General features: G+C 66.8%; 17 protein-coding genes. 16 read left to right on the top strand and 1 reads right to left on the bottom strand.

The genetic code is table 11. From position 1 onward, the window contains the following. Positions 1-20: 20 nt before the first annotated feature. The 10 genes from BT183_RS00085 to BT183_RS00040 all read left to right on the top strand — a co-directional run bounded on the left by BT183_RS00085 (position 21) and on the right by BT183_RS00040 (position 10,179). A complete protein-coding gene (locus tag BT183_RS00085; protein WP_072338404.1) occupies positions 21-938 on the top strand; it encodes an ABC transporter permease in 918 nt (305 codons plus the stop codon). Between the two features lie 3 nt (positions 939-941). Next, a complete protein-coding gene (locus BT183_RS00080) occupies positions 942-1,808 on the top strand; it encodes an ABC transporter permease (RefSeq protein WP_072338403.1) in 867 nt (288 codons plus the stop codon). Positions 1,809-1,811: 3 nt separating this feature from the next. Then, complete coding sequence (locus tag BT183_RS00075) at positions 1,812-3,131, top strand: FAD-dependent oxidoreductase (RefSeq protein ID WP_072338402.1); 1,320 nt, start codon at positions 1,812-1,814, stop codon at positions 3,129-3,131. Further along, positions 3,131-4,135: an ABC transporter ATP-binding protein gene (locus BT183_RS00070; protein WP_072338401.1), complete on the top strand. Its 1,005-nt coding sequence runs from the start codon at positions 3,131-3,133 to the stop codon at positions 4,133-4,135. Before BT183_RS00075 ends, BT183_RS00070 begins: the two co-directional genes overlap by 1 nt. Beyond that, positions 4,132-5,154 (top strand): ABC transporter ATP-binding protein, encoded by a 1,023-nt coding sequence (locus BT183_RS00065; protein ID WP_072338400.1) that lies wholly within the window; start codon positions 4,132-4,134, stop codon positions 5,152-5,154. The genes BT183_RS00070 and BT183_RS00065 overlap by 4 nt, the downstream gene beginning before the upstream one ends. Further along, positions 5,147-5,851, top strand: a complete 705-nt coding sequence (locus tag BT183_RS00060) for an MBL fold metallo-hydrolase (protein WP_072338399.1) — start codon at positions 5,147-5,149, stop codon at positions 5,849-5,851. The genes BT183_RS00065 and BT183_RS00060 overlap by 8 nt, the downstream gene beginning before the upstream one ends. 3 nt (positions 5,852-5,854) lie before the next feature. Then, positions 5,855-7,180, top strand: a complete 1,326-nt coding sequence (locus BT183_RS00055) for an amidohydrolase family protein (RefSeq protein ID WP_072338398.1) — start codon at positions 5,855-5,857, stop codon at positions 7,178-7,180. Continuing rightward, positions 7,177-8,064: an MTAP family purine nucleoside phosphorylase gene (locus BT183_RS00050; RefSeq protein ID WP_072338397.1), complete on the top strand. Its 888-nt coding sequence runs from the start codon at positions 7,177-7,179 to the stop codon at positions 8,062-8,064. Before BT183_RS00055 ends, BT183_RS00050 begins: the two co-directional genes overlap by 4 nt. A 115-nt stretch (positions 8,065-8,179) precedes the next feature. Further along, the gene (locus tag BT183_RS00045) at positions 8,180-9,247 is read left to right on the top strand and encodes a pyridoxal-phosphate dependent enzyme (RefSeq protein ID WP_072338396.1); all 1,068 of its coding nucleotides are present in this window, start codon (positions 8,180-8,182) and stop codon (positions 9,245-9,247) included. Between the two features lie 2 nt (positions 9,248-9,249). Continuing rightward, positions 9,250-10,179 carry a succinylglutamate desuccinylase/aspartoacylase family protein gene (locus BT183_RS00040; protein ID WP_072338395.1) on the top strand — a complete coding sequence of 310 codons (930 nt, stop codon included), beginning with the start codon at positions 9,250-9,252 and terminating at the stop codon, positions 10,177-10,179. A 6-nt stretch (positions 10,180-10,185) separates the two neighbouring features. Here the strand turns inward: BT183_RS00040 and BT183_RS00035 are convergent, their stop codons facing one another. Next, a complete protein-coding gene (locus BT183_RS00035) occupies positions 10,186-11,136 on the bottom strand; it encodes a threonine ammonia-lyase (RefSeq protein WP_244545223.1) in 951 nt (316 codons plus the stop codon). Between the two features lie 217 nt (positions 11,137-11,353). On the opposite strand from BT183_RS00035, the gene BT183_RS00030 reads away from it, so the two are divergent. The 6 genes from BT183_RS00030 to BT183_RS00005 all read left to right on the top strand — a co-directional run. Next, complete coding sequence (locus BT183_RS00030) at positions 11,354-12,433, top strand: ABC transporter ATP-binding protein (RefSeq protein WP_177282321.1); 1,080 nt, start codon at positions 11,354-11,356, stop codon at positions 12,431-12,433. A 32-nt stretch (positions 12,434-12,465) separates the two neighbouring features. Then, the gene (locus tag BT183_RS00025) at positions 12,466-13,710 is read left to right on the top strand and encodes an extracellular solute-binding protein (RefSeq protein WP_072338394.1); all 1,245 of its coding nucleotides are present in this window, start codon (positions 12,466-12,468) and stop codon (positions 13,708-13,710) included. 117 nt (positions 13,711-13,827) lie between these two features. Next, positions 13,828-14,748 carry a carbohydrate ABC transporter permease gene (locus tag BT183_RS00020; protein ID WP_072338393.1) on the top strand — a complete coding sequence of 307 codons (921 nt, stop codon included), beginning with the start codon at positions 13,828-13,830 and terminating at the stop codon, positions 14,746-14,748. Continuing rightward, positions 14,745-15,629: a carbohydrate ABC transporter permease gene (locus BT183_RS00015; RefSeq protein WP_072338392.1), complete on the top strand. Its 885-nt coding sequence runs from the start codon at positions 14,745-14,747 to the stop codon at positions 15,627-15,629. Before BT183_RS00020 ends, BT183_RS00015 begins: the two co-directional genes overlap by 4 nt. Then, a complete protein-coding gene (locus BT183_RS00010; RefSeq protein WP_072338391.1) occupies positions 15,626-16,306 on the top strand; it encodes an N-acetylmannosamine-6-phosphate 2-epimerase in 681 nt (226 codons plus the stop codon). Before BT183_RS00015 ends, BT183_RS00010 begins: the two co-directional genes overlap by 4 nt. Further along, positions 16,303-16,864: BadF/BadG/BcrA/BcrD ATPase family protein (locus BT183_RS00005; RefSeq protein ID WP_210185426.1), on the top strand; the 562-nt coding region annotated here is incomplete at its 3' end. The genes BT183_RS00010 and BT183_RS00005, both read left to right, overlap by 4 nt.

The raw sequence follows: 16,864 nt of genomic DNA, 5'->3' as shown, positions 1-16,864 counted from the left end.
CCCTTCACGCGGAGATCCCCATGCTGGGCTATGTCGCCTCGCGCCTCATTTACGCGATCCTCGTGGTGTTCGGGGTCAGCGTCGCCGTCTTCTTCCTCATCAGGATCGGCGGCGATCCCTCGGCCCTGTTCCTGCCGCCGGAGGCCTCGCTCGAGGACATCGCCGCGTTCCGCACCCAGATGGGCTTTGATCGGCCCATCGTCGTGCAATATCTCGATTTTCTCGGGCGGGCGGTACAGGGCGATTTCGGCCAGTCGCTGCGCTACCAGCAGCCGGCCATGCAGCTCGTGCTCGAGCGCGTGCCGGCCACCTTGCAGCTCTCTGCGGCGGCGCTGGCGCTCTCGCTCCTCATTTCCATTCCGCTCGCCATCCTCGCAGCCACCCATCGCGGCTCGATCTTCGACCGCGTCGGGCTCGTCGTCTCGCTCATCGGCCAGAGCTTTCCCACCTTCTGGCTCGCGATCATGCTGATCCTGATCTTTTCGGAGCATCTGCGCATGCTGCCGCCATCAGGGCGCGGCACATGGGCTCATCTCATCATGCCGGCCATCGCGCTTGCGGCCTATTCCACTGCGATCATCACGCGGCTGCTGCGCTCCTCGATGATCGAGGTGCTGCAATCGGACTATGTGCGCACGGCGCGCGGCAAGGGGCTTTCGCAGGGCCGGGTGGTGTTCCGCCACGCGCTGCGCAACGCGGCAATTCCCACCCTCACCGTCATCGGTCTCCAGGTCGGGGCGCTCCTTGGCGGCGCGGTGATCACCGAGGAAATCTTCGCCTATCCCGGCATCGGACGGCTCGCCATCCAGGCCATCGCCAATCGCGATTTCACCGTGGTGCAGGCCTTCGTGCTGTTCATGGCCGTGCTCATCGTGTCCATCAATCTTCTGGTCGATCTCTCCTACGGGCTGCTCGACCCGCGCCTGAGGAAGGGCTGAGCCATGCAGGGTTTCCTCGCCTTCCTCCGCCGTTTCGCCCGCTCCAAGCTGGCGCTGTTCGGGCTCGTCATCGTCGCCATCGTCGTCTTCGCGGCAGTGTTCGGGCGCTGGCTCGTGCCGTTCGATCCCTTTGCGCAGAACATCCTTGGCCGCCTGAAGCCGCCCTTCAGCGAGGCGCGCAATGGCGGCATCCACCTTCTGGGCACCGAGGCGCTGGGGCGCGACGTGTTCAGCCGGCTGGTGATCGGTGCACAGGTCTCGCTGCTGGTGGGGGTGGCATCGGTCGCGCTTTCCAGCGTCGTCGGCATCACCATGGGCATCCTTGCCGGATACGAGGACAAGTATCTCGGCCGCATCCTGATGGGCATCACCGATGTGCAGCTGGCCATTCCCTTCCTCGTGCTGGCGTTGGCGGTGGTGGCGGTGCTCGGGCCCAGCCTTTTCAACCTGATCATGGTCCTGGGGCTGACCAACTGGGTGCAATATGCCCGCGTCGTGCGCGCCGAATGCCTCGTGCTGCGCGAGCGCGAATATGTGCAGGCGGCCCGGGCGCTCGGCGCCTCTACCCCGCGCATCCTCTTCCGACATCTCCTGCCCAACGTCATGAGTTCGGTCATCGTCATCTCGAGCCTGCTCGTGGCCAAGATGATCCTGTTTGAATCCTCGCTGTCCTTTCTCGGCCTGGGCGTACCGCCCTCCACCCCCACCTGGGGCGCGATGATCGCCGAGGGTCGCAACTACATCGCCAATGCCTGGTGGGTCGCCGCGATCCCCGGCTTTGCAATCTTCATCACCGTGATCGGCATCAACCTCGTGGGCGATCGCCTTCGCGACATGCTCGATCCGCGTCTCAAGCAAGTGGAGAACTGATCCATGGCCATCCTGGTCGATCCTGCCCTGGGCACCATCACCGAACCGGCGCGCCCGCTCGCCGTCGCCCGCTCGGTCGACGTGCTGGTGGTGGGCGGCGGCACGGCCGGCTGCATGGCCGCCGTCGCTGCGGCGCGGGCCGGCGCGAAAGTACTGCTCGTCGAGCGCTACGGCTTTCTGGGCGGCACGGCGACGGCTGCGATGGTGGGCGTGTTCTGCGGCGTCTACACCTGCGGTCCGGACTCCACCCACCAGATCCTTGTGGGCGGGCTGCCGCGCGAGGTGATGAGCCGGCTCGAAGCGGCCAAGGCGGGCATGAAATATCGCCACCGCTTCCAGGTCGACCACGAGGCCTTCAAGCTCGTGCTCGACCAGATGCTGATCGAAGCCGGCGTCGAGATCCTCTTTCACACCACCGTCTGCGAGGCGCTGGTCGCCGATGGCCAGATCCGGGGTGTCGTCGTCGAGCACAAGGGCGGGCGCGAGGCGATCCTTGCCGGCCGCGTCGTCGATGCCTCGGGCGATGGCGACGTGGCGGCCCGCGCCGGCGCCCCCTTCGAGATGGGTGATGACGATGGTCGGCTGCAGGCGCCCACCATGGTCTTCTACATGGGGCAGGTCGATGTGCCGCGCGCCATGGCCTTCCCCGAAAAGGAGATCCGCAAGCTGCTGATCGCGGTCAAGGAGAGCGGTGAGTTCGACTTCCCCCGCATCAGCGGCTCGTTCTCGCCGGCCCCGCAACCGGGCAAGGTGCATGTCAACATGAGCCGCGTGGCCGGTTGCGACGGCGTCGACCCCTGGAGCCTCACCGCCGGCACGCTCGAGGGCCGCCGGCAGGTGGAAGGATTCGCGCGCTTCCTCGTCAAATACATACCCGGCTTCGAGACCGCGATCGTCGATGCCATTGCCCCGCAGCTGGGCGTCCGCGAAACGCGGCGCATCATGGGCGAGCACGTGCTCACCCGCCAGAACGTTCTGGGCGCGGAAAAATCCGACGCCGCCATCTGCCGCAGCTCATGGCCGATCGAGGACCACGCGCAGGGCCAGGAGACCATCCGCCTGCACCTGCCGGGCGATGATTTCTACCACGTTCCCTATGGCTGCCTTGTCCCGCGCGAGATCGACGGGCTGCTGCTCGCCGGCCGCTGCGTTTCGGCCACCCATGACGGGCAGGCCTCGGTGCGGGTGATGGGCCCCGGCATGGCCATGGGCCAGGCCGCCGGCACCGCCGCCGTACTCAGCCTTTCTGCCGGCGTGATGCCGCGTCGCCTCGCCGTGGGCGACCTGCAATCGCGGCTCGTTTCCGATGGAGCGCTGATCTGATGCAGCCCGCCCGCGCCCCCCTGCTCGAGATTTCCAACCTCAAGACGTGGTTCTCCTCCGATCGCGGCGACATCCGCTCGGTCGATGGCATCTCGCTGCATGTGGACGAGGGCGAGACGCTCGGCATCGTCGGGGAATCGGGGTGCGGAAAATCGGTCACATCCCTCTCGGTGATGCGGCTCATCCCCACCCCACCGGGCCGGTTCGTCGACGGGCAGATCCTCTTTGAGGGCCGCGATATCCTCGCGCTGCCCGAAGCCGAGATGCGCCGGCTGCGCGGCTCGGCCCTCTCCATGATCTATCAGGAGCCGATGACGAGCCTCAACCCGGTGTTCACGGTGGGCGACCAGATCGCCGAGACCATCGTGACCCATATGAAGCTTGGGCGCGCAGAGGCATCCGCCCGTGCCGTCGAGATGCTGAAGCTTGTCAACATCCCCGAGCCCGAGCGGCGGGCGACCGAATATCCGCACCAGCTTTCGGGCGGCATGCGGCAGCGCGTGATGATCGCCATGGCACTCTCGTGCAATCCGCGCCTGCTCATCGCCGACGAACCGACCACCGCGCTCGATGTCACAATCCAGGCGCAGATCCTAGAACTCCTGCGCCGGCTGCGCACCGAGATGGGCATGTCGATCATGCTCATCACCCACGACCTCGGCGTCGTGGCCGAGATGTGCGACCGGGTGGTGGTGATGTATTCGGGCAAGATCGTCGAGACGGCCGAAGTCCGGCCGCTCTTTGCCAATCCGCTCCACCCCTATACCGAGGGGCTGCTCGCCTCGATCCCGAGGCTCGACGAGGATGTGGAGGAACTCCACGCCATCGAGGGCAGCGTGCCTGCGCCTACCGACCGGCCGCCCGGCTGCGCCTTTGCCGCGCGCTGCCAATATGCCTTCGATCGCTGCCGCGCCGAGGAGCCGCCGCTGCTCACCATCGCACCCGGCCGGCAGGCCGCCTGCTTTCTTGCCGCAGAGCGGCTCGCTGAGGGAGTGCCGGCATGACCGAGACCCCGATCCTCGAGGTCCGCGACCTCGTCAAGCACTACCCCGTCAAAGCCGCGAGCCCCTTCGATCGCCGCCGCCTCGTGGTGCGCGCCGTCGATGGCGTCTCGCTCACCATCGGCAAGGGCCGCACGCTCGGGCTCGTGGGCGAAAGCGGCTGCGGCAAATCCACCCTCGGCAAGACCATCGTGCGGCTCGAAAAGGCCACATCGGGCTCCGTCGTCTATGAGGGCGAGGATTTCCTCAAAGCCGGGGGCGGGCATCTGCGGGCGCTGCGCCGCGATCTCCAGATCATCTTCCAGGACCCCTACGCCTCGCTCAACCCGCGCATGAGCGTCGAGCAGATCCTCGAGGAGCCCTTCGACATCCATGGCACGCTGAGCGGCGAGCCGCGCCGCAAGCGGGTGCGCGAACTGCTCGAGGCGGTTGGTCTGCCCGCCTCGCACGCCACGCGCTATCCGCATGAATTCTCGGGGGGGCAGCGCCAGCGCATCGGCATTGCCCGCGCCATCGCGCTCAACCCCAAGCTCATCGTCTGCGACGAGCCGGTCTCGGCGCTCGATGTCTCCATCCAGTCGCAGGTGCTCAATCTCCTGAAACGCCTGCAGCGCGAGATGGGACTGTCCTATCTCTTCATCGCCCATGGGCTGGCGGCGGTGAAGCACATCTCGGACGATATCGGGGTCATGTATCTGGGCAAGCTCGTAGAAAAGGCGCCCAAGTCGCGGCTCTTTGCGGCCCCTGCCCATCCCTATACCCAGGCGCTGATCTCGGCGATCCCGATCCCCGATCCCACCCGCCGCAGCCAGCGCATCGTGCTCGAAGGCGACGTGCCCTCGCCGATCCGGCCCCCGAGCGGTTGCCGATTCCACACCCGCTGCCCCAAGGCTTCGTCCCTCGGCACGCTGTGCAGCCGGGTCGAGCCGCGCACCCTGACGCTGGCCCCCGGCCACGAGGTGGCCTGCCATCTCTATGATCCGGCAGTGGCCCCGGCAGCGGCGGAGCCGGCCCATGTATGATATCCTGCTCAACGGCTTTCCCGGCCGCTCCTCGCGCGGCTTCCTGGGCTGGAGCACGGTGGCGTTGCTCGATGCGCCCGCTGGACCGGCGCTTTTCGACACCGGCGCCACGGGCGACCGCCCCGCGCTGATGGCGGCGCTCGGTGAACGCGGGCTCGCACCGGCCGATATCCGCACCATCGTCCTGAGCCATCTGCATTTCGACCATGTCGCCAATGTCGAGTGCTTCCCCAATGCCGAATTGATCATCCATCAGGATGAACTCGCCTATTTCTACGAGCAGCAGGGCAAGGACGCGGCCCTGCCCGTGCACCAGATCGAGGGCATGCTGGCCCGCTCCAAGCTGCAGTTGATCAACGGCGAGCTCGCAGTCATCCCCGGCTTTGCCATGATCCGCACGCCCGGCCACACGGCGGGCCATTGCTCGCTGGTGGTTGAGCACCAGGGCGAAACCCATGTGCTGGCGCAGGATGCGCTCAAGCATCGCGGCGAGGCCGAGGCCGGCGAAGCCACCGGCGCCTTCCTGCCCGCGGCGGCGGCGCGCAGCATCGCCCGCATCCTCGAGCTCGCCGATATCGTCGTGCCCGGCCACGACGTTCCGCTCAGGGTTTCCGGCGGGCGTATCTCGCCCATAGGGTCGCCGAGCGAAACCATCAGCATCGCGCTTAATGGGCGCGTCTATGCGCTGGAGGCCTGATCAATGGCAACGCTTCTCCAGAATCTCTTCCTCTGCACCGGCACCGACACCGGCTTTCATCCCGATGGCACTTTGCTGATCGAGGATGGCCGCGTGCTCTGGTCGGGGCCCCGCGCCGACCTGCCCGCGAGCCTTGCCGAAGGCGCTGATCGCCGCGACCTTGATGGCCGGATCGTCATTCCGGGGCTCATCAACACCCACGCCCATGGCGGGATGAGCGCGCAGCGCGGATGCTGCGACGAGGGCAATCTGTTTGAATGGGCCGCCTCGCTCGCCCCCTTCACCTCCGTTCTGACGCTCGAAGACAACCGCATCGGCTGTGAGCTCGCCGTGATGGAGATGGTGCGCAACGGCATCACCGCCGCCTGCGACTGCGCGCGCTACGGCGCAGGGCTCTTTGCCGATGCCGCCAGCCGCATCGGCATGCGGGCGCTTTCGGGCGCCCTCGCCAACTCTCCCTCGCTGCGCAAGGCTGGCCGGCCGAACTGGCCGCTGGCGCTCGAGGAGACCGAAGCCTCGATGGCGCGCCATGCCGGCAACGGGCTGGTGCGGCACTATCTGGGGGCGCATTCCCCCTATAGCTGCGAGCCGGACCTGCTGGTCGCGGTCAAGGCCGAAGCCGAGGCGCGCAACCTGCCCTTCGTCATCCACCTCGCCGAAAGCCCGATCGAGGTCGAAATGATCCGCGAGCGGCATGGGATGACGCCGTTCCGCCATCTCGACCGGCTGGGGGTCATCGATCGCCTCTCGATCCTGGCCCACTGCGTCTGGCTCGATGACGAAGAGATCGCGAGGCTCGCCGAAACCGGCGCCGGGGTGGCGCACAATCCGGTGTCGAACGCCAAGCTCGCGAGCGGCGTCGCGCCCGTCCCCGCCATGCGCCGCGCCGGCGTGCCGGTGGGGCTGGGCACCGATTCCACCGTTTCCAACAACAGCCTCGACATTTTCCAGGAGATGAAGGTGTCGGTGCTGATGCAGCGCGTCTCGACCGGCAACGCCAATATCACAGGGGCGGCCGAAGCCTTCGCTATGGCGACCCGCGAGGGCGCGCGTGTGCTGTGCTGGGATGACGAGATCGGTACGCTCGAACCGGGCAAGGCCGCCGATCTCGTGGTGCTCGAACTCGACCACCCCATGACCCCAACCCCGCAGCTGGTGCTGTCAGACCTCGTCTATCGCGCCGGGCCCCAGCACATCCGCGAGGTGATGGTGGCGGGCCGCACGCTTTATGCCGATGGCCAATTCACCTTCATCGACGCCGCCGAAACCCTCGCCCGTGCCCGGGCCCATCACGCACATTCCCATTCCAGTTCAGGATTTTCAGCATGACCGCCACATCAGAGGGGCCGATCGGGCTCATCACCAGCGCCGCCTCCGAAGCCCTGCTCAAGAACCGGCGAACTGAAATGGTCGGCACCCCATGGGGCGAGGCGCCGGTGCTGCTCGGCACCATCGCCGGGCGCGAGGTGGCAGTGGTGCTGCGCTATTCCGCCAATCTCACGGTGCCCAGCCACAAGATCAACCACAAGGCCAATATCTGGGCGCTGCGCGAGCTTGGGGTGGGTTCGATCATCTCGCAGAACGCCATCGGCTCGGTGAACCCGGCCATCCGGCCCGGCGACATCGTCATCCCCGATGATTTCCTCGATCGCACCAAGGTGCGGCCGCAATCCCTGTTCGATGATAGCGATTGCTGGGTGCGGGTGGACTTTACCGATCCGTTCTGCCCGCGGCTGCGGCGCGAGCTGATCGCGGCGGCCACGGCGCTCTCCAACCGCGTCATCGAGCGCGGGGTGTTCGTGTGCACCGAAGGTCCGCGCTTCGAGACGCCCGCCGAGATCCGCGCCTTCCAGCGCGATGGCGGCGATATCGTCGGTACCCCTTTGGTGCCTGAAGTCGTGTTCGCGCGCGAAGCCGAGATGTGCTTTGCCTCGATTTCCCCGGTGATCAATTTCGGCGCCGGCATGGCCCCCGCCGTGGTGCATTTCGGCCCCGGCTCGATGAACGACGCCTATTATCGCGAGGGCCTGCACGACCTCGTGGAAAAGACCATCGCCTCGGCGATCGAAGGGCTCAGCCACGATGCCGATTGCGGCTGTCGGCACGCGCTCAAGGGCGGCTTCCATGGCCAGCCGCCGGCCTGGCTCAAGACCAGCAGCATCGACATCGCCGGCGCCCCGCCCAAGGACATTTTCGCCACCCTCAAGAGCTGAGGCCACGCCCATTCCCGTGCGTTCGTGCCGTGTGGCGGAACGCGCGGGCCTCGCGCTCAGCCTTTGTCGCTGGCACCATGCCCTGCCGACTGGGCTTGGCAGAGGGAGGCGAGGATTGGGCAAGGGGCTTTACGCGCGCTATCGCGACCTTCTGGGCCGCGATGACGGCATCGACATCGGCCAAGGCTTCACCCCCGTGGTCGCGAGCCGCTCGATCGGCCCCAAGGCCGGCATCGCCGATCTGCGCTTCAAGCTCGAGCACCTCAACCCCACCGGCTCCTACAAGGATCGGTTCGCCGGCCTTGCCGTCGGCCGCGCGGTGGCCGAGGGCGCCGATCGCTGCATCGCCACATCGTCAGGCAATACGGGCGCGGCGCTCGCCGCCTTCTGCGCCCGGGCCGGGCTCGGCTGCATCCTCTTTGTCTCCGAACGCGCCCCGGCGGGCAAACTGCAGCAGATGCAGGCCTATGGCGCCACCCTCTACCGGGTTCGCGGCATGAGCGTCGATGCCGCAGAAAGCGCCCGCGCCATGGACAGTCTCGAAGCCCGCGTCGCCGCCATGGGGCTCTCGCTCCACACCACCGCCTATGCCAAGGCGCCGCGCGACATGGAGGGGATCAAGACCATCGCCTATGAACTGGCCGAGGACGTGCCGGAGGCCACCGACATCTTCGTGCCGGTCGGCGGCGCCGGGCTGCATGTCGCGATCTCGCGCGGTTATGCCGACCTTTCGGGCACCGCCCCGCCCGCCATGCATGTGGTGCAGCCCATGGGCAACGATACGGTTGCCACCCCGCTACGCAGCGGCGCGAACCGGGCGCGCTCGGTCGAAACCATCACCACCATCAGCGGCCTCGGGGTCGGGCATGTGCTCGATGGCGATGTGGCGATGGACCATGCGCGTCGCACCGGCGGCACCGGCTTTGTGGCGGACGAGGATTTCATCCGCCACGTGCAGGGACGGCTCGCCACCGAAGAGGGGCTGTTCGTCGAACCGGCCGGCGCCACTGCCGTCGCGGGGGCGCTCATTGCCGCCGAAGAGGGAGGGCTGCGCAGCGGCACCGCCATCTGCATCCTCACCGGCCATGGCTTCAAGGATCCCCCGAGCGTTTCGGTCATGGCCGACCGTCACCCCGCCGCCGAGATCGGGGCCGACGACATCCTGCATGTTCTGGGAGGCTGACAATGAGCAACATCACGCAGCGCGAGCATTCCATTGCAGGCTTTGCCCACAGCATTTCCGTCTTCACGGTCGAGGGCGCCCGCCCCGGCCCTGCGCTGGCGCTTCTGGGCGGCGTGCATGGCGACGAACTGGAAGGACCCGTGGCGCTGAGCCGGCTGCTGGCCGGCCTCGATCCTGCCTCGCTGACCGGCCGGCTGATCGTGGTGCCGGTGTGCAACCCCGACGCGGTGGCGGCCGGCACGCGGATATCGCGCGCCGATGCCGGCAATCTCGCGCGCAGCTTTCCGGGCGATAGCGAGGGCAAGCCGACCGAAAGGCTGGCGGCCCTGCTGGCGGCCGAAGTCATCGCCAAGGCCAATGCGCTGGTCGATCTCCACTCAGGCGGAGTGGCGCTCGCCTCTGCCTTTTTCGCCGGCTATGGCGATACGGGCCCGATGGCGGCCGAGGCGCGCGCCATGGCGGAGGCCTTCGGCGCACCGGTGATCTGGCGACATGGCGAACCCGCCTCCGGCCGCACCCTCAGCGAAGCATATGCGCGCGGCATTCCCTCGATCTATGTCGAGGCCAATGGCGGCACCTTCCCCGACGAGACCGTGATCGAAGCCTATCGCGAGGGCGCCCTCCGGGTGATGGCGCGGCTGGGCCACATCGCGGCCGCGCCCCCTGCCCCGGCAGTCGAGCCGTTGCGGCTCGTGGGGCACGGCAATCTCGATGCCGCGATCATGGCGCCGGCTTCAGGCTTTCTCGACTGCCGCGCCGCGCCGCTTCAACAGCTCGCGGCCGGTGAGGCGGCAGCTACCATTACCGGGCTCGACGGCCGAGTTCTGGCATACATCGCTCCGGAGATCGCCGGACGCGTGGTCTTTGCGCGCCGCTCCCGCTGGGTCGAGAAAGGCGAGATAGTGCTAGCGATGGCCCAGGACGATCGCTGACCCATCCTAAGTCGTAAGCGCGTCGGGCCCCGCCCCGCAGACGATGGCGCAGACCTTTTCGCCCGGGCTCAGCCGCACCCGGCCTTCGCGCAAGGCAGCGATGGCGGCCGCCCCCGAGAGGTCGGCTGCGAGCCCCATCTCGAACCACAGCCAGCGGGCGGCGGCGCGCATCTCGTCATCCGAGACCAGCACGATGGCATCCACCGTGTCGCGGACGATCTCGAAGATCGAATCCTCGGTCCTGGCGCAGGCCATGGTGGCAACCGACGTCGTGACCCGGTCGAGCCCGATATTCTCGCCGGCCTCCAGCGCCCGCAGCAGCACCGGACAGCCCTCGGCCTCGATACCGATGACCCGCGCCTTGGGCCGCAAGGCCAGCAGGGCCGTTGCTACCCCGCTGATCAGCCCGCCGCCGCCCATGGCCACCAGCACGACATCGACATCGGGTACCTGGTCGAGGATTTCGAGCCCCACCGTGCCCTGTCCGGCGACCACGTAAGGATCGGCGAAGGGGTGGAAATAGGCAGCCCCCGTCTCTGCGACATGGGCGAGCGCCGCCGCATTGGCCTCGTGCCACACCGAGCCGACGATGCGCACGTCGGCGCCCCACTGCTTGAGCTTCTCGATCTTGGCAGGGGTGGCGTTGTCGGGCAGGTAGATCGTCGTCGGCACTCCGGCGGTGAAGCCCGCCCGCGCCGTGGCGATGCCATGATTTCCGCCGGAGGCGGCGACGATGCCGCGTTCGAGCTGGGCGGGTTCCAGATGCATCAACCGGTTGGTCGCGCCGCGCGCCTTGAACGACCCGGTCACCTGCAGCAATTCGAGCTTGAGGCTCACCTCCACGCCATCCGAAAGCGGCGTCTTGAGCTGGTCGGCCGTGAGCACCGGCGTGTGCCGCACCCGTCCGGCTATCGTGCGGGCAGCGGCGTGGACGTCGTCAATCGTGATCAGGGGCAAGGGGCACCGTCGAGAAATGCGCAAAGGCGGGCGCGCATACTCCACAGGATGGGGGCCTGCGTAAAGCCCCGCACGGGCGGGGCTTACGGCTGACGCAGGGCTTTCGCGCCTCCCCGTGCCCGACTTCTCCACACAAGCCGGGAAGAGGATACGCAAGCCCCTTGACCACTCGGAAATTGGTCTTATAGTGGTATCTTAATGGTCTCATCAGGAGGGGATGGGCTTGGCTCAGCTCTCGCTTAGAAACATCCGCAAGAGCTTCAAGTCCGTGCAGGTGCTGCACGGGATCGACCTCGATATCAACGAGCGCGAATTCGTTGTCTTCGTCGGGCCTTCAGGCTGCGGCAAGTCCACGCTCTTGCGGCTGATCGCCGGGCTCGACCCGATCACCGAGGGCGAATTCCACCTCAATGGCCGGCTGATGAACGGGGTGGCACCCTCGCGCCGCGGCATCGCCATGGTGTTCCAGTCTTACGCGCTTTACCCGCATATGGACGTCTATGAAAACATGGCGTTCGGCGCCCGGCTCATGGGCCTCACCCCGCAGGAGGTTGAGGCCCGCATCGCCGAGGCGGCCCGCATGCTGCAACTGACGCCACTGCTGAAGCGCCGGCCGCGCGAGCTTTCGGGCGGGCAGCGCCAGCGCGTCGCCATCGGCCGGGCGCTGGTGCGCAAGCCGGACCTGTTCCTGCTCGACGAGCCGCTCTCCAATCTCGATGCGGCCCTGCGCTCGGAGGTGCGGCTCGAGATCGCCCGGCTCCACCAGCAGCTGGGCGCAACGATGATCTATGTCACCCACGACCAGGTCGAGGCGATGACGCTGGCCGATCGCATCGTGGTGATGAACCAGGGCCGCATCGAGCAGGTGGGATCGCCGCGCGAGCTCTACGAGCGGCCCGCCAACACCTTCGTCGCGACCTTCATCGGCTCCCCGCGCATGACGCTGATCCCGGTGACGCACGCGGGCGAACAGCTGACGCTCGAAGGGGCGGGCAGCGTCGCGCCGGGCCAGTTGCCCGCGAGCCCGGATGGCAGGCTGACGCTCGGGGTGCGCCCCGATGCGCTCGCCATCACCCGCGCCACGGACGGCGATGAAGGCTTTGCCGCCAGCGTCATCTACACCGAATATCTGGGCGACAACGCCTATGTCTATGCCCGGCTGGGAGATGGCACGCAGGTCAGCGTCCGCACCGGGCCGGACGTGCAGTTTGCGGCCGACGAGGCCGTGACCGTGTCGGTGCGGCCCGGAGGGGCGCATTTTTTCAGTGCCGAAGACGGAAAGAGGCTCGTCGCCTGAACGGCGATCCTCAAACACCAAGGAGAGGATGCATGACCAGAACTTTCGTGACCAAGGCAATCCTGGCGCTCGGCGTCAGCGCCATCGCGCTGCCCGCCTTCGCCCAGGAGCTGAGCTTCTGGAGCTGGCGCCAGGAAGACCGCGCCGCCTATGAGCAGTTCATCGACACCTTCGAGGCTGCCAATCCCGGCATCACGGTCAATTTCCAGACCTTCGAGGCGGCCAACTACAACACCATTCTCTCCACCGCGCTCGCCGGTGGCACCGGCCCCGACGTGATGATGGTGCGCGCCTATGGCGGGCTCGAAAACGTCGCCTCGGCCGGCTATCTCGAGCCGCTCTCGACCGAGACGATCCCGGCCCTCGCCGATTTCGCCGCTCCGGCGCTCGCCGCTGAATCCGTCCGTTCGGATGGCACGCTCTACGCGGTGCCCTTTGCGAGCCAGACCCAGCTCGTGATCTACAACAAGGCCATTTTCGACGCCAATGGCATCGAGGAGCCCCAGACCTGGGAAGAGCTCAAGGCCCTGTCCCAGAAGCTCAAGGATGCCGGCGTCATTCCGTTCGCCAACGGCACCGCAACCGCCTGGCAGAACGAGACCGTGACCTTCGGCCTCGGCTCCTCGCTGATGGGCAAGGACTTCTATGAAGGCCTGATGTCGGGCGATGCCGACTTCACCGACGAGCGCTTCACCAACGCCATCGGCGAAGTTGCCGCTCTTGCCGCCGACTACTTCCCCGATGGCTTTATCGGGCTCGACTATCCCTCCGCCCAGCAGCTCTTCTCGTCGGGTATGGCAGCGATGTTCGTGGGCGGCTCGTATGAGCTCGCTACCTTCCGCTCGCAGAACCCCTCGATCGAGCTCGGCATGTTCGCCGCTCCCGGCGCCACCGCCGAGGACGACAAGCTGGTCGGCCTATATTTCGACGGCGGCTATGCGGCCAACGCGGCCGGCGCCAACAAGGAAGCTTCGATCAAGTTCCTGAACTATCTGGCCAGCCTCGAATTCGGCCAGGCCTTCGCCAATACGCTCAACAACATCTCGACCGTGCCGGGCGTTACCTTCGACAACCCGCTCCTGGCCGAGGTCGCCGAGCTCAACCAGTCCTCGATCCCCTATCTGATGCTGGCCCATTTCCGTTATGGCGAGCCCTCGGGCTCGGTGCTGATCCAGGGCGAGATGCAGAAGCTGTTTGCCGGGCAGACCACGCCCGAAGCCATCGGTGAAGCCCTCACCACCGGTCTTTCGGCCTGGTACGAGCCCTTCAAGAACTAAGCCGCGCGCAACCTCGCCCGGCCTTCCCATCAACGGGAAGCCGGGCGAGTGGCCGACCGAACCCGGTCCGGGCGACATTCGATCGCCCGGCCAAGTCCCGCAATCAGCGAGCCGCAGATGCCAAAACTCAGGATGACAGGACGCGGCCTCTGGATCACGCTGCTGATCGTGCCGCCCATGGCCTTCGTGGCGCTCTTTATCGTCTATCCGATCCTCCTCGCCTTCGCCTATGCGTTCTTCGACTGGCAGGGGCTGCGGCGCGGCGACTTCGTGTGGCTCGAAAATTTCCACACCGTGCTCTTCGTCGAGCCCTATCGCAGCTGGACGCTCAACGCCTTCAAGAACAACGTCATCGTGTTCTTTGCCCTGATGGTCTTGCAGAACGGGCTGGGGTTCCTTCTGGCCTATGCGCTCTGGCGCGAGATGCCGGGGGCCCGCTTCCATCGCATCGCGGTGTTCCTGCCCGTGGTGCTCTCCACCATCATCGTGGCCTATCTCTTCAAGCTCTTTTACCACCCGCTGTTCGGGGTGATTAACATCAGCCTGCGCAGCATCGGCATGGGCTGGCTGGCGCAACCCTGGCTCGGCCAGGGCAACACTGCCCTCTGGGGCCTGATCGCCGCCCAGGCCTGGCACATGGTGGGCTTTCCCACCCTCGTCTTCCTTGCGGGCATGCAGCGCATTCCCGGTGAAATCCTCGATGCGGTGCGCATGGAAACCGAAAGCGAGTGGGTCAAGATCACCAAGATCGTCTGGCCGCTGGTGGCCCCGAGCGCGACGATCGTCTTTACCCTCCTGTTCGTGGGCGCGTTCAACTGGTTCGAGCTGCCCTACATCATGGCCGGGCTCGATGGTTCGCCCTTCGGCTCAACCGACGTGCTCGGGCTTTATTTCTATCGCACCGCCTTCGGTAACGTCTCGGCGGGCCAGCAGGATTTCGGGCTCGGCAGCGCGCTCGCCGTGCTGATCTTCATCTTCATCGCGATCTTTGCCACGACGCTGACCATCCGCCTGCGCCGCCGGGAGATCCAGCTATGAGCACCGCATCGGCAACTGCCAGCCGCAAGGCCATGACCTATGGCGACCGCCCCGGCATGCTGGCGAGCCTCGGGCGCGACGGGCTCCTGCAGATCATCCTGATCGCCAACACCATCATCATGCTGGCGCCCATCGTCATCATGGTGTTCTCGGCCTTCAAGACCACGCCGCAGATCTTCCAGGCGCCCTTCTCGATCCCCGATTTCACCCAGGTCGGCAATTTCATCAAGATCTGGAACGAAACCAACTTCCTGCGCTACCTGCTGAATTCGTTCTTCGTCACCGGCGCCTCGATGGTGCTGATCCTGACGCTGGGGACCATGGCCGCCTATGCCATCGGGCGCTATGCCTTCACGGGGTCGAGCTTCATCCTGATGTTCTTCCTTGCCGGGCTCACCCTGCCGCTCAAGCTCGCGATCATCCCACTCTTCATGCTGATGCGCGACCTTGGCATCCTCAACAACCAGCTGTCGCTGATCTTCGTCTATACCGCCATGGGCCTGCCCACGACGGTGTTCATCATGACGGGCTTCATCCGCTCGCTGCCCAATGAACTCGAGGACGCCGCCCGCATGGATGGGGCGAGCGAGGCGCGCATCATGTGGGCCATCATGCTGCCGCTCGTGCGGCCCGCCATGGTCATCGCCGGCATCCAGAACGTCGTGCCGATCTGGAACGACTTCTTCTTCCCGCTGGTCTTCATCCAGAACGACAATCTCAAGACCCTGCCGCAGGGCCTCACCACCTTCATGGGCGAATACACCACCGACTGGGGCGTGCTGTTCTCGGGCCTCACGCTGTCGGCCGCGCCCATCGTGATCATCTATATCGTGCTCTCAAAGCAGTTCATCGCGGGCATGACATCTGGAGCCGTGAAATGAGCGAAAGCCTCATCCCGCGCGGAACGCTGATCGTGTCCTGCCAGGCCCGGCCCGACAATCCGCTGCACGGGCCGCAATTCATGGGCGCGATGGCGCTGGCTGCCGCCCAGGGCGGCGCCTCGGCCCTGCGCGTCAATGGCGCCGAGGATGTGCGGGCGGCGATGCCGGCGGGCCTGCCGATCATCGGCATCGCCAAGATCGTGTCCGAGGGCTTCCCCGTCTACATCACCCCCAGCCTGGCCGCTGCCGCCGAGCTGGTCGAAGCCGGCGCCGATATCGTTGCGCTCGATGCCACCCCCCGCCCCCGCGATGGCGAACCCCTCGCAGAACTCATCCGCCGGGTGAGCGAGGATCTGGCGACCCCCGTCTTTGCCGATGTCTCGACGCTCGAGGAAGGCCTTGCCGCCGAGCAGATGGGCGCGGCTTTCATCTCCTCGACGCTGGCGGGCTATACCGATCCGGCCGCTCCCAAGGCCATCCTGCCCGATCTGGCGCTGATCGCGGCGCTGGCCGCGCGCGTCTCCGTGCCGGTCATTGCCGAGGGCCGTTTCAATACTCCCGAACTTGCCCGTGCCGCGCTCGATGCCGGCGCCCATGCCGTGGTGGTGGGCACCATGATCACCAATCCGCGCGAAATCACCCGCAGCTTCGCCTCGGCCCTGAAGCGCGCGCCATGATCAGCCTTGGTATCGATGTGGGAGGCACGGCCTCGCGCTGGGTGGCGCTCGACGCCCAGGGGCTCGAGATCGGACGCGGTGCAACGCCCGGCGCCACCGGCCACCTCTTCGCCGCCCTCGAGCGGCAGCGTTTCGAGGCGATGGCCGAAACCATCGCGGCGCACCGGCCTTCGGGCCAGGTCGGCCGCATCCATATCGGCGCGACCGGCCTCGGGCCCGCCATGCATGGCGACGCAGCCGCGATCCTCTCGCTGCATCTGGGCGCTCCGGTTTCTGCCGTAAGCTGCTCGGATGACATGGACCTCGCCTATCGAGCCGCGTTCGCCCCGGGCGAGGGGCACCTCGTTTCGGCCGGCACCGGCTCTATCGGCCTCCACGTCATGGCCGATGGCACGCTGGTGCGGGTCGGAGGACGGGGGCTCCTCATCGACGATGGGGGCTCGGGCACCTGGATCGCGCTCAACGCGCTTGATCGCATCTATCGGCGCATCGACGAGACCGGCGCCCCGGCCGATGCCGCCATCCTCGCCCGGCATGTCTTTGCCGCTATCGGCGGGG

The sequence above is a fragment of the Devosia enhydra genome (assembly GCF_900119845.1).
Taxonomy (GTDB): domain Bacteria; phylum Pseudomonadota; class Alphaproteobacteria; order Rhizobiales; family Devosiaceae; genus FPKU01.
Note: the sequence above shows the minus strand (reverse complement) of the source record. Positions and strands in the feature narration are given on the sequence as shown.